The organism is Rhizobium altiplani (assembly GCF_001542405.1).
Classification (GTDB): Bacteria; Pseudomonadota; Alphaproteobacteria; order Rhizobiales; family Rhizobiaceae; genus Rhizobium; species Rhizobium altiplani.
In genome coordinates this window covers 108,319-121,416 of sequence record NZ_LNCD01000078.1, presented here as the reverse complement: position 1 = coordinate 121,416, position 13,098 = coordinate 108,319, and the positions used below count along the sequence as shown (strand labels likewise).

11 protein-coding genes are annotated in these 13,098 nt (G+C 59.1%); 7 read left to right on the top strand and 4 right to left on the bottom strand.

What is annotated here, in order from left to right:
* Positions 1-2: 2 nt before the first annotated feature.
* The 3 genes from AS026_RS17370 to AS026_RS17360 all read right to left on the bottom strand — a co-directional run bounded on the left by AS026_RS17370 (position 3) and on the right by AS026_RS17360 (position 3,307).
* Entirely contained in the window at positions 3-1,268 is a 1,266-nt protein-coding gene (locus AS026_RS17370) for an O-antigen ligase family protein (RefSeq protein ID WP_062370753.1), read from the bottom strand.
* A 10-nt stretch (positions 1,269-1,278) separates the two neighbouring features.
* Positions 1,279-2,550 (bottom strand): polysaccharide biosynthesis/export family protein, encoded by a 1,272-nt coding sequence (locus AS026_RS17365; protein ID WP_062370751.1) that lies wholly within the window; start codon positions 2,548-2,550, stop codon positions 1,279-1,281.
* Positions 2,551-2,626: 76 nt separating this feature from the next.
* Positions 2,627-3,307 carry a sugar transferase gene (locus tag AS026_RS17360; protein WP_062370749.1) on the bottom strand — a complete coding sequence of 227 codons (681 nt, stop codon included), beginning with the start codon at positions 3,305-3,307 and terminating at the stop codon, positions 2,627-2,629.
* 774 nt (positions 3,308-4,081) lie between these two features.
* Here AS026_RS17360 and AS026_RS17355 point away from each other — a divergent pair.
* Positions 4,082-4,348 carry an exopolysaccharide production repressor protein gene (locus tag AS026_RS17355; protein WP_018117241.1) on the top strand — a complete coding sequence of 89 codons (267 nt, stop codon included), beginning with the start codon at positions 4,082-4,084 and terminating at the stop codon, positions 4,346-4,348.
* Positions 4,349-4,484: 136 nt separating this feature from the next.
* Entirely contained in the window at positions 4,485-5,486 is a 1,002-nt protein-coding gene (locus AS026_RS17350; protein ID WP_062370747.1) for a glycosyltransferase family 2 protein, read from the top strand.
* A 10-nt stretch (positions 5,487-5,496) separates the two neighbouring features.
* Here the strand turns inward: AS026_RS17350 and AS026_RS17345 are convergent, their stop codons facing one another.
* Positions 5,497-6,456, bottom strand: a complete 960-nt coding sequence (locus AS026_RS17345) for a glycosyltransferase family 2 protein (protein WP_062370746.1) — start codon at positions 6,454-6,456, stop codon at positions 5,497-5,499.
* Positions 6,457-7,045: 589 nt separating this feature from the next.
* On the opposite strand from AS026_RS17345, the gene AS026_RS17340 reads away from it, so the two are divergent.
* The 5 genes from AS026_RS17340 (at position 7,046) to AS026_RS17315 (ending at position 13,096) form a co-directional block, all read left to right on the top strand.
* Positions 7,046-8,125, top strand: coding sequence for an acyltransferase family protein (locus AS026_RS17340; RefSeq protein WP_245307534.1), 1,080 nt, complete (start codon positions 7,046-7,048; stop codon positions 8,123-8,125).
* 3 nt (positions 8,126-8,128) lie between these two features.
* Positions 8,129-8,923 (top strand): endo-1,3-1,4-beta-glycanase ExoK, encoded by a 795-nt coding sequence (gene exoK / locus AS026_RS17335; RefSeq protein WP_062370741.1) that lies wholly within the window; start codon positions 8,129-8,131, stop codon positions 8,921-8,923.
* A 1,247-nt stretch (positions 8,924-10,170) separates the two neighbouring features.
* A complete protein-coding gene (locus AS026_RS42755) occupies positions 10,171-11,169 on the top strand; it encodes a glycosyltransferase family 2 protein (protein ID WP_062370779.1) in 999 nt (332 codons plus the stop codon).
* Positions 11,166-12,092: a glycosyltransferase family 2 protein gene (locus tag AS026_RS17320; RefSeq protein WP_062370739.1), complete on the top strand. Its 927-nt coding sequence runs from the start codon at positions 11,166-11,168 to the stop codon at positions 12,090-12,092. Before AS026_RS42755 ends, AS026_RS17320 begins: the two co-directional genes overlap by 4 nt.
* On the top strand, positions 12,089-13,096 hold the full coding sequence (locus AS026_RS17315) for a glycosyltransferase family 2 protein (protein WP_062370737.1): 1,008 nt from the start codon (positions 12,089-12,091) through the stop codon (positions 13,094-13,096). Before AS026_RS17320 ends, AS026_RS17315 begins: the two co-directional genes overlap by 4 nt.
* Positions 13,097-13,098 lie beyond the last annotated feature (2 nt).

The following is a 13,098-nucleotide window of genomic DNA, read 5'->3' as shown; positions in this document are numbered from 1 at the left end:
CGTTATTGAGTGACAGGCTCAGGCGACGCGTGGTGTTGCCATGAGCTCACCGCTGGCTGGCGGCGCGCTGTCGCCAGCTTTCCGGCGGCGAAATAGAAAAGAAACGTCCCGACGTTGTACGGTGTCAGAATATCGATCTCGACGAAGGAGCGGATCGTCAGCAGCACGGCGATCGAGAACAGCAGATAGGATTCGTCGTTCCTGAAATCCTCGATGACGCGGCGCAAGTGCCCCCACAAAATCCGCAAGAGCATTCCTGCAAGAACGATCACGCCCGCGAGCCCCAGCTCGACGGCCGTTTCGATGTAGGTGTTGTGGAAGTGGAAGCCGCTCCGCGATCCGATGAAGAACTCTTCCCACAGGCGCTCCGGCTCCGAGAAGCCCTGAACCCAATAGGCCTGGTAGCCGATGCCGAAGACCGGATTCTGCTTTGCCGCCTCGATCCCCTGCTGCCAGAGATAGGTACGCCCGGTCAGCGTGGAATCCTTGCCGAAGATGCCGAGAACGGCATCGACCGCGCCGAGATAGACGCCAGCAACGGCGAGAATGATGACGGCGACGCCACCGCCGACGACCAGCAGCTTGCGGTGGTCGGGGGTCAGTGCGAGCACGACACGCAGCCCCATCATGAGGGCAATCACGACGGCAGTCGTCAAAACGGACGTCGCAGACTGGCAGGCGATGAGGCAGTAGGCCGATAGCAGCCCGACTATTCCCGACGCCGCCATCCAGAGGCGTCTCTCACCGAAGATAAAGACGGCCGCGAAGGAAACGATCAACCCAAGCGACGCATAGAAGCCAAGCTGGTTCTTCGAGGCGAAGGCCCCAACGAAACTGAAGGTGCCGTCCAGCGGGTCGTACTCGTAGTAGCCGAACAGCAGCGAATAGACGAGAACGATCCCCACACCGGCGATCATGCCCACCGTCAGGCTTCTGACGTCCACCACGCGGACTGCGATCAGGGCACAGATGACCTGAGTCAGGTACTGGATGCTGGCACGCAGCGAAATGCTCGGAACCACCGACCAGAAGACCGACAGGAAGGCAAGTGCTGCGAAGGCATAGATCCAGAGATAGCGACCATGGCTGCCGAGCACCTTCTTGTAGTCCACGGCAATCAGCGGCAACCAGAGCGCATAGTAAAGCAGGATCGCCACCTGCCCGAACTTAATCGAGTAGGCGAAGCAAAAAAGTGACAGCGCCACGGCAGGGATGGCGAAATTCGCATTCCTGCCTGGCTGAATGAGCACAGATTTTGCGATCCGCATTGCGGCCTCGTTATCTCATTGCCAATCCGGCGGTGACCTTGATCAGGTCGCCGGGCTGCAGTGCCGTATTTTCCTGAACCGGAATCTCCTTCGCCTTGCCGTCGACATCGCGGACGATTGAGTAGGCGATGCTCGCAGCCCCAGTGCTGGTGTCAAAACGGGCGGCATCGGTGGATTGCGTCAATGCCTCCGCCATCAGCGAATTGCTGGTTTCGAGCTTAAGATGGAGTTCGTCGAGTTGAGCTTCGGCATTCTGAAGTTCCTGGGCAAGCTGCGCATCCCAGTCGTTCCGAAGCGTGATCTCGTCCTGATCGGCCTTGCTGATATCCTGCTTGGCCTTCAGCGAATTGGTGTCGATATCGAGAAGCGTCGCCTCGGTATCGGCAGCGCGCTGCTCGGCGGCCATCTTGCGGGCGCTGAGTGCCAGACCCTTCTCCGCAAGATCCTCGACCTTGTCGCGGTCCGCGGTCGCAAGCTGCAATTGCCGAGTCTGCGTTTCGCTCTTTTTGGCGAGGGTCTCGACCTCGCTTTGCAGCAGTTGCTTGAGGTCAGCAAGAGCCTGAAGCTGCAGCGTCAGCCGCTTCTTGCGCGTGTTCATGAGAGCCGATTCGCTGTCAAGCAGGGGCTTCGCCTCCGGCTTGTCTTGCAGCTCCTTCGGCATTTCGATCGTATCCTGGTTCGCGATCTCCGCGCGCAACCGCGCCTGCTTCACCAGCAGGCGTGCCCGGTCGGCCATGTAGACGACCGCGTCACCCTTGGCGTTGATGAAGTCGCGGGCGAAGCGTTGCCCGGCGTCCGCGCGGCGCAGGCCACCCGCGAGGCTCACGGCCTTGACGATCGTGAGATTGGGCGCGAACGGATATTCACCGGGCTTTTCAACGTCACCGGAGAGATAGACCGGCCGGAATTCCGACAGTTCCACCGAGGCAGAAGGTCGGTCTTTCAGAGCAAATTGCTTCTGCAGAGCCGAACCGATCTCCTGGGCGATCGCATCTGTCGTCTTGCCTGATGCGGGCATATCACCGACGAAAGGCAGGGAAATGCTTCCTGAAGGCCCGACCGTATAGTCCCCACTGATAACCGACCAGTCGCGGATGCTGCCATCCGCGGTCTGCCACTCGGCCACCCGAATCCTCAGCTTGTCCATCATTCCGAGACGGTAGTCGTCTGCACTGGCAAGCGATGAGGACGCCAATAAAGCAGCAAGTCCGGCTGCGACAACAATGCCGGATCTTAGCGAACGAAATCGTCCGGCCTTGCCGTCAAGAAAGCGTCTTTCCATGAACCTTCCCCGTGTCTCAGCACGACAAGCCGTAAGGCGTTGCCGCGCAGTACTGTTTTGCGTTTTGAGATGCGGCTTAGTAGCTGCCGCGTTGAGCGCATACCGCCGGGATTGTGCGTGCGATGATCACGACATCCCGAACCAGCGACCAGTTTTCGACATAGTGCGTGTCGAAGGCGACGCGGGTGGCGTAAGAAACGTCATTGCGTCCGCTGATCTGCCAGAGGCCTGTCAGGCCAGGGCGAGCTTGCAGATAATAGACGGCCGCATTCTCGTATTTTTCGAGTTCGTCTCGAACAACGGGACGCGGACCGACGACGCTCATTTCGCCGCGGATGATATTGAAGAGCTGGGGCAGCTCATCAAGGCTCAATTTGCGTAGAACGGCACCAACGACAGTAACCCGGGGGTCATCCTGCAGCTTGCGCGTTTCACGCCACTCTTCCATGGCCTTCGGATTGTTTCGCAGGTGCTCCTGCAGAACCTTGTCACCATTGGTGACCATTGTCCGAAACTTCAGGCAACGGAACTCCTGGCCATTGTGGCCGATGCGGCGATGTCCGTAGAAGATCGGCCCCCTGTCGGAGAGCTTCACAAGCAACATCACCATCAAAAAAAGCGGGCTCAGAAAGATGAGCCCGAGGCAGGCGGCGGACACATCGAATGCCCGTTTTGCGATCCCGCCAGTCGGCGGAAACACGCTCTGATGAACTGCGCCATAAAATGGCGAACTGTCCGATCTCGTCGCAGACTTCATAGAGGTAACTCCACTTATGTTTGCCGTTTGGTCGGGTAGGCTCAGGCCGGTTAGCTGGCCCTGACGAATTCGAAGTGTATGAGGTGATTTTGTTTTTTTAAGCCACAATTTTACGACTGACGCTTTACGACGTGTTTTTCCGGCCGCCGTTCAGCTTTTTTGTTTTTAAGAATCCGCTGAAATAGTCATACAATTCTCTGGCGATCTCGAAATAATCTATGCGTGTACCAATAAAAGTCTGGGCCATTGCTATCCGAGCCAAAGATACTGAAGTCTAGGTCGTTCCGGCACGGTGGGAGCAATTGGTGGTTTGCACTGGCGGCTTCTCGCAAAGCAATGGATTCTATTTGCCGAAAGAGTTCTTTATTGCATTGCACCATCAGTTTTGCACTGCACTAGCAAACCGATTGAAATTAAAAACTTTGTAATAAAAGTTGAACGCACAACCCCTCCAACGCACCCGTTGTGACCGACATTGTGGCACTAATGCTTACGTGTATTGCCAAATTAGGCGCAACCAAAGATCGATGTAATTTTCTTTAATCATCTTTCGCAAAAGCCCGCGAAGGGTGACAGCGCGTGGCATTTTTACCAATAGCCGGAAGAAACCTTTAAGATCGTCGCTGTACTACGCATTTCGCAGGCGCAAAAAACGTCTCCGGACCTTCAGTTGAAACAGGAAGTCCTGTAAAACATTATCCTAGGAAGGATCCTGGTGGCGCTTTCGTCTTCGATAATTGTTCGTTGAAGAAGCTCCGATGGAGGAGGCAACAGATGTATGCACCTCGCGTTATCTTCAGCATGCTCGGCGCATTGGCCGTATTTGCTGTGGCGACGTATTGGCTGAGCGGTTCCCTCGCTGGCACCGCGATCAAGACCGCAATTTGCGCCGTCCTGCTTCAGGCCGGCTACTTTGGCGGCGTGCTTTACCTTGTCTGGAAGGAATCCAGGAGCCGCACGATTCGCCCCGCCGTAAAGCGCGAAGAAGCCGAAAAAATGCCTGTGTCGCCCTTCAAGGGCTCCGAGCCGTTCAATCGCTAAGCATCGCGATTCGTACCGCGGCCGTGCCTGTCCGGCATGGAAGGCATTCTCGCCCCGTAACATCATTTGAACGGCCGCCCGTTGTCCGCCACATTTTGACGTCCTAGTTGTTGAGCGAAAACAACGGAGGCTACGCGTGGCAGAAACTGCAAGCATTTGCGTCATCATCGCAGCCAAGAACGCGGCGGACACGATAGAAACCGCTGTGAGATCGGCGCTTCGGGAGCCCGAAGTGACCGAAGTGGTGGTCGTCGATGACGGCTCCAGCGACGGCACGGCAGGGGCCGCGAGACGTGCGGACGACACCAGCGGAAGGCTGAATGTCGTCAGATTCGATCAGAACAAGGGCCCCTCTGCCGCCCGCAACCACGCCATCGACATCTCTTCGGCACCCCTGATCGCAATCCTCGATGCGGACGACTTCTTCTTCGAGGGCCGCTTTCGCCAGATGCTTGTGGAGGACGACTGGGAGTTCGTTGCCGACAACATCGCCTTTGTCGATGCCGATATAGCAAGCCAGGCGCCCCAGCGCCTACAGCAATTTGCCGCAAGCCCGCTCTTCCTCGACCTGCCCACCTTTGTCGACGGCAACATTTCCAAGCGTGGCGTTCGGCGCGGCGAGATTGGCTTCCTCAAGCCGATCATGCGACGCGCTTTCCTGGACAAGCATGGCCTGCGTTACCGCGAGGAGATGCGGCTTGGAGAGGATTACGACCTCTACATCAGGGCGCTGGCGCTCGGCGCGCGCTACAAGGTGATCCACAGCTGCGGCTACGGGGCGGTCGTGCGCGGAAATTCGCTCAGCGGTCGACACCGCACCGAAGATCTTCGTCGCCTCTACGAGGCCGATCGCGTGCTGCTGGCATCGTCAAGATTGCCGCCTGAGGCCGCCGAGGCTGTGCGTCGGCACGAGCGGCACGTGCGCGGCAAATATGAGCTGCGGCGGTTCCTCGACATCAAATCACAATCGGGCCCGCTGGCGGCCATCGCCTTTATCGCAGCGCACCCAACCGCCTTCCCGCCCGTTGCGACGGGCATCCTGATGGACAAGACCGAGCGCCTGCGAAATCCGGGTGGCGTTTCCGTCACCGCGCAAGGCGATGGCTTGCGATATCTTCTGAGCGCCCCGGCCAAGTAGCCGGGTTCGACTATCTGGAAAACTTGGCCGCCGCCAGCTGCAGCGCGCTCTGAAGCAATCGGGGATCGCGTGCCGCCCAGCGTGCGAGCAGCCGGAAATCCGGCTTCTTTCGGCGACGCAGAAGGCCGATTTGGCTCCAGATCGCCTGCTTTCGGGCGGTGTTCTTGTGCTCCTTGATCGTCTCCACCTCCTGCGGTCGGCGAGAGAAGCGGCTCTCCAGCTGGTCGAGCGCCATCCAGGTGATGAACTGCTGCTTGAGAAACTCCGGCGAGGCGTTGTCGACACCGTGGAAGATGTTGATGCCCTCGCCGCGCAGCGCCCCAGGCTCGCCGCAGAGCAGCACCTGTTTCGCGGCGATGATGCAATCGCAAAAGAACAGAACGTCCTCGGCCGCCAAGCGCAGGGTCGCGTCGAAACGAACCTTCTCGAACAGCGGCCGGCCGATGACCATGCAGGACATGTGCAGGAAGGCCCAGTTCTTCAGCATGACGCCCGCGAGGTCAGGCACGTCGAGGATCAGCGGCTTGCCCAGGAGACGCCGCGCCCCCTCCTCTTTCTCGAGAGCGGCGATACCAAAATGGTAGTCGAACTCCTCGCCCCCTTCGATGGACGCCCAGTAGCAGTCGCCACCGAAAGCCTCCATCGCCTTGGCTGCATTGGCCAAATGATCGGGCGTCCAGACATCGTCGGAGTCGAGAAAGGCAACATATCGCGTCGCCTCCGGCACATGATCGAGTCCCGTGTTCCGGGCACCGCCCGGTCCTGCATTCGGCTGGGCGATCACCGTGACACGCGCCCTATCCTCCTCCGACAGCGACGCTAGGTCCGCATCCGGAGAGCGTTGCGACTGGTCGTCGACGACGATGACATCAACATCCTTGAAGCTTTGCGAGAAGACCGACGCCAGGGCGCGGCTGAGAATGCCGTCCTGACGCTGGTAGAAGGGGATGATGATCGTGAAGGTCGCCATACGCTCTCCTTGAGATACGCGAAGTGATGTTTTCCGCCCCTGACGCATCTAGGGGTGAATGAAAGCGCAGCAAGTCTGCTGCACTGCAAAATGATGACGTTCATTTCGGCCGAAGTTTGTCAAAGCGGGTGATCTGAGCGGGTCGTCACAAACTGTATCGGAACGAAACGGCCGTTCAGTCCCAAGCCGCAATTCGGCCACGATCGGAGCAATTCGTCAGCCTCGCGTTGTAACAATCGTTCACCAGTCAACAAAAACTTTCAGGCCCCGCGGCGCATAAAGAACCCAGAAATTGATGAATATCATCATGTTATGAAATGCACTGCTCACGTTGACGTTGAGCTCGATTCGGCAGACCCCTGCGTAGGCGTTTTCTCATACTGAGACAGGACAGAACGACTGTTACGAAGTGGGACCGCCGATCACTTTTTGCTGCAGTGCCATATTTTCTTCCGGGAATCCGCCCTAGCTTTCTCGGCGCGGGCTCGAGTCTGCTCTGATTGAAAACGGTCGCAAGGGGAGGTGCGGCCCAAAAGGGGTGACTGATAACGTGAATGTTGATGCGAATGTATCGTCGCGGATCAATCTGATGCGCATCGTGCTCATTTCGGGCATTGTGTTTGTTCACATACCGTTCGATGCCGCCAGCAGTCCCTACGACGGGACCTACGGCGCATTTGACTGGATTAGGGTTTTCCTGACGGAGGCGCTGTTTCGCGTCGGCGTTCCCTGCCTGAGCGCGATCTCGGGCTATCTGCTGTTTCGCGGCGGACAGGAAAACTTCAACTACAGGAAAACCGTGCGCACGAAGGTGCAGACGGTGTTCCTGCCATTCCTGCTCTGGAACTGCGCGTTCATTGCAGCGATCATTCTGGCGACCAGTGTCGGCATCGGTGACGGCTATCTGCCTGATCCGCTGAACGCGTCCGGCCGCGATCTCATGACGCAAGTGCTGGCAGTGGAGAATTTTCCTGACAATGTGCCGCTCTACTTCCTCCGCGATCTCTTCGTCTGCATCCTGCTGTCACCGATCCTCGCGTGGCTGATCAGCCGTGCGCCGATTTTGACGTTGACCGCCTTGCTGGTGATCGCGCTGATTCCGGAGCTGTCGATCTACATCGTTCTCAAGCGCTCGATCCTCTTCAGCTTCAGTCTCGGCATCTTCATTGCCCTGCAGCAGTTCGACTTGAAGGCTCTCGATCGCTTTGCGCCGGTTGGCGTCTTTCTCTTGCTCGCCGCCTCGGCGCTCCTCGCAACGGCGATCCTCTTCACGGGCCCGTCCTTGCCAGACTGGGTGCAATTGTTTCGCAACGCGCTAGCAATTGTCGGCGCTCTCGGCTTCTGGCTGCTATCGGCGCCGCTGATCAAGACGCAACTCGGCCAACGGCTCGCGAAAACGGGAAGCCTGAGCTTCTGGATCTTCTGCGCCCACTATCCGCTACTCGTCTTTTTCTGGATCCTATGGGGCAAGTCGGACCTGAGCTTCTACCCGCTCTTCTTCGTTCTGTCTTTCGCGCTGCTGTTTCCGTTTCTCACGTTCTCGAACGGGCTCTGCCGGAAGAATTTTCCGCGGCTCTACGCAATCCTGACGGGTGGCAGAACCAAACGGTCCGCAAAACCGACGTCGCCGCACGACGTCTCCCCCGAACTTGCTACACAGCAAAGGTGACACATGACGACTCAAATCGCCCATGCGCGAAAACTTTGCCTCGGCCTGATCGCCATTACGGCAGCCTGCGCTTCAGCACTGCCGGCTTCGGCACAGCAGGCATCCGGAAAGTCCTTTGTCGATGATTTCGACAAGATCAACCATGGCTTCTGGTACGTTTCGGACGGCTGGAACAACGGCGCCCACCAGAATTGCACCTGGTCGAAGAACAACGTAAAGGCCGAGGACGGCGCCCTTCAGCTTTCGTTCGCCGACGGCAAGTCGAAGGACCGCAACTACCTGTGCGGTGAGATCCAGACGACCAAGCGTTACAGCTACGGCACCTACGAAGCCCGCATCATGGCTGGAGCAGGCTCGGGTCTGAATTCCGCTTTCTTCACCTATATCGGTCCAGCCGACAAGCAGAAGCACGATGAGATCGACTTCGAAGTGCTGGGCAAGAACACCGGCGAGGTGCAGGTGAACCAGTATGTGCAGGCCAAGGGTGGCAACGAGAAACTCGTTCCGGTTGGCAGCAACGCCGATGAAGGGTTCAATGACTATGCCTTCATCTGGGAAAAGGATCGCCTGCGTTACTACCTGAACGGCAAGCTTGTTCAGGACGTTACTGATCCGTCGAAGATACCGTCCAACCCGCAGAAGATCTTCTTCAGCCTATGGGGTTCCGACACACTTTCGAACTGGATGGGGAGCTTCAACTACACGAAGCCGGCCATTCTCAGCGTCGACCGCGTGGCCTTCACCGCGCTCGGCGACAAGTGCCAGTTCCCAGAATCGATCGCATGCACGCTCAACTGACCAGCGCGGGCCAAGCCCACACAGCAAAAGGAACGTCGATGCTCAAAGTGCTCTACCTCGTGCACGACCTGGCAGATCCGGCCGTCAGACGGCGGGTGCTGATGCTGCGCGAGGGCGGCGCCGAGGTCGAGCTTGCCGGTTTCCGCCGCGGCGAGAACCGGCTTGCGGAAGTGCATGGCGTCACGCCGATCGAGCTTGGACGCACGGCCGATGCCAAATTTGCGCAGCGCATGAGCGCCGTCGCAAAGGCGATGACCGGCCTCAAGGCTCTGTTGAAGAACGTAGAGAAGCCCGATCTCATCATCGGCCGCAATCTGGAGGCACTGGCCGTCGCGCACAAAGCCAACACGCTTTTCGGTGGCAGCGTTCCCGTTGTCTACGAATGCCTGGATATCCATCGCCTTCTGCTGCGCGACGACGTGGTCGGCAAGGCGATCCGCCGCGCAGAGGCGCATTTCGGCAGGAATGCCAAGCTCATTCTGACCAGCTCTCCGGCCTTCATCGAGAACTATTTCAATCCTCGCTCCGGCGTCAAAGCCGAGATGCTTCTGATCGAGAACAAGGTCATCGCCCTTGACGCAGCCGCTATCGAGCCGGCATTCGGCCGTTGCCTGAAGCAACCGGGCGAGCCGTGGAAGATCGGCTGGTTCGGTGCGCTTCGCTGCCGCAAGTCGCTCGGCCTTCTTGCCGAATTCTCGCGCCGCATGGAAGGCAAGGTCGAGATCGTTCTGCGTGGTCGCCCCGCCTACTCGGAGTTCGAGGATTTCGATGCCTTCGTGCGCGACGAGCCCTATCTTCGTTTCGAAGGCCCCTATCGCAATCCCGAGGATTTGCGGGCGATCTACGACGACGTCCATTTCTCCTGGGCGATCGATTTCTTCGAGGAAGGCCTCAATTCGAGCTGGCTCCTGCCGAACCGGCTCTATGAGGGATGCCTGTATGGCGCTGTGCCGATCGCCCTCGAAGGGACGGAGACCGCACGCTTCCTCCAGTCACGCGACATCGGCCTTGAGCTTTCCGAAGCCAGCATTTCGCAGCTGGCAGAGTTGTTCGAAACCATGACCGGCGAGCGGTATCGCGCATTGAGCGCGGCCGTCGCCGCCAAGGATCGCAAGACCTGGCTTGCCGACCGCAGCGATTGCGCGGCCCTCGTCACAAGCCTTTCGCGCCTTGTCCCGGCAAACGCAAAGAGGGGCGGTGCCGGCGCAATTACTCCAACAAGCGTGTCTCCAGAAGGGTGGACAACCATGAAGCCTGATGTCGGTGCCAGCGTCTCCAGTCTGATCATCATTCCCTGCCTGAACGAAGAGAAGCATATCGAGGCGTTGCTCGCCAAATTGAGCGTCGAAATCGATCACATGGATGCCCGGATCGTCGTCGCCGACGGCGGCAGCACGGATGCGACACGCGACATCGTCGCCCGCATCAGCGCTGCCGATCCGCGGATCGTGCTCTTGCACAATCCCCGACGGATCCAGAGTGCGGCGGTCAATCTCGCGGTTCAGACCTTTGGCCGTGACTACGACTACCTGATCCGGATCGACGCACACGGCGATTACCCCGCCGATTACTGCCGACGCCTCGTTCAGGAGGCCGTGCTGACCCAGGCGGACTCCGTCGTGGTCGCCATGGAAACGGTCGGCTTCGGCGTCTTCCAGAAGGCAACTGCCTTTGCTCAGAATTCCAAACTTGGGAATGGCGGTTCCAAGCATCGCGAGGGCGCCAAGGGGCATTGGACCAATCACGGCCATCACGCGCTGATGCGCATCGCAGCCTTCGAGGCGGTCGGCGGCTACGATGAAACCTTCAGCCACAACGAGGATGCGGAGCTCGACTACCGCCTGAAGCAGGCGGGCTTCGGCATCTGGATGACCGACAAGACGCGAATGACCTACTATCCGCGCTCGACCATTTCGACGTTGTTCCGCCAATATCTTGGCTACGGCAGAGGTCGCGCGAAGAACATCCTGAAGCACGGCAGCATGCCCAATCTTCGGCAGATGCTCCCGCTTCTCGTCGTTCCGGTCTTTATCGGCGCATTTCTTGCCGTTCTGAACTGGGCGGCCGTTATCCCATTCAGCCTCTGGGCCGTCGCGTGCGTCGGCTACGGCTTCTGGATGGCCATCGGCCACAAGAATCCATACGGCCCGCTTGCCGCTGTTTCGGCAATGGTGATGCACTTCGCCTGGTCTGCCGGTTTCTGGATGGAGCTTCTGAGCTTCCGCGGCAGAAAGGTCTCTTCATGAACGACATGCCCCCCCTGCAGATCGATATCGGCATTTGCACTTACCGCCGCGCTTCGCTTGACGAAGCGCTGCTTTCGCTTGCGGTCCTCGCCGTGCCCGATGGAGCAACGCTGCGGATCATCGTCGCCGACAACGACAAGGTTCCGAGCGCCAAGGAACGGGTCGATGCGCTTCGTCCGACCATTCCGCATGAAATTGCCTATGTGCACTGCCCGGCATCGAACATTTCGATTGCCCGCAATGCATGCCTGGAAAATGCGACGGGCGATTTCCTTGCCTTCATCGACGATGATGAGGATGCCAGTGAGGAATGGCTGGTGGAATTGCTTGCCGTTGCCAAGAAGACCAAGGCGGATGCGGTGCTTGGGCCCGTCCGCAGCGTCTACTTGTCCACGGCGCCGAACTGGATGCGCGAGGGCGACTTCCACTCGACGCTGCCCGTATGGGTCGGCGGTGAAATCCGCACCGGTTACACCTGCAATGTCCTTCTTCGCCTCGATTCGCCCCATGTGGTCGGGCGCCGCTTCAACCTTGCACTTGGGCGCACCGGCGGCGAGGACACGGAGTTCTTCAGCCATATGCATGCCGATGGCGGCGGGATTGCCTTTGCACCCGAGGCCTATGTTTATGAACCGGTGACCGAAAGCCGCGCTGGCCTGTCCTGGCTTGCCAAGCGCCGCTTCCGCTTCGGCCAGACGCATGGGCGGCTGCTCCAGGAAAAGAACGCTGGCCTGCAGCGGCTAAAGCAGATCGGCCTGGCTGCAGCCAAGGCGGCCTTCTGCTACGGCGCGGCGCTTGCCTGCGTCTTTTCTCCGGTTCCGCGGTATCGCTACGCCCTTCGCGGCCTCATGCATACCGGCGTGGTGAGTGGCCTGCTCGGCGTTCGTGAGATTCGTCAGTATGGAACGGCGGAGGCTGCATGACGCAAACCCAGCCCGACGTCAGCTTCATCGTCGCTGCCTACAATGCAGAGGAGACGATCGCCAAGGCGATCGACAGCGCCCTTGCACAAGAGGGCGTGTCGGTTGAGGTGATCGTCGCCGATGACTGCTCAACGGACGAGACGAGAACCATTGCGGAAAGTTACGCGAACAGGGGCGTGAAGCTCCTGGCGCTTGGGCGCAATGGTGGGCCAGCGGCAGCGCGCAATGCCGCGTTGTCGGCTGCAACCGGCCGGTGGCTTGCCGTGCTCGACTCAGACGACACCGTCGAGCCGCAGCGTTTGCAGCGCATGATCAAACGCGCTGAGAATGCCGGTGCCCAGATTGCCGTCGACAATCTCCGTGTCATTCGCGCCGACGGCACGCCACCGGAGACGATGTTTGCTCGGCAATCGTTGGCCGAGACGCCGGAGCTGACGCTTCCGGTATTCATACGATCGAATGCCCTGTTTCAGACAACGCATAACTTTGGTTATCTCAAGCCGATCTTTCAGCGCGACTTCATCGAACAGCAAGGACTTCGCTTCAACGAAGCCCTCAAGGTCGGTGAGGACTATCTGTTTCTCGCCTCGGCCATGGCGCTTGGTGGGCGCTGCGTGATCGAGCCGATCCCTGGCTACGACTATCAGATCCGTGAGGGATCGATTTCACGCGTTCTTGCGCTTCATCACATCGATGCCATGATCGAGGGTGATAAGGCCTTCCTTCGAGATCACACACTGGATGCGGAGGCGGCGGCCGCACAGGAGTTTCGCGAACAAAGCCTCCGCCGGGGCCGCGCATTCCTCATCCTCGTACAGAACATCAAAGACCGGTCGATCTCCGGAGCGATCAAGACGGCCTGGAGCAATCCGTCGGCGTTGGCCCATCTCAGGATGCCAATCGCCATTCGGATCAATCGCGCACTCGCGCCGCTTCGCCACTTGGTAAGCCCTCGGACCGACCTTACAGCCATCGATGGCGTGACCCGCTCCCGCAAAGGATAGAG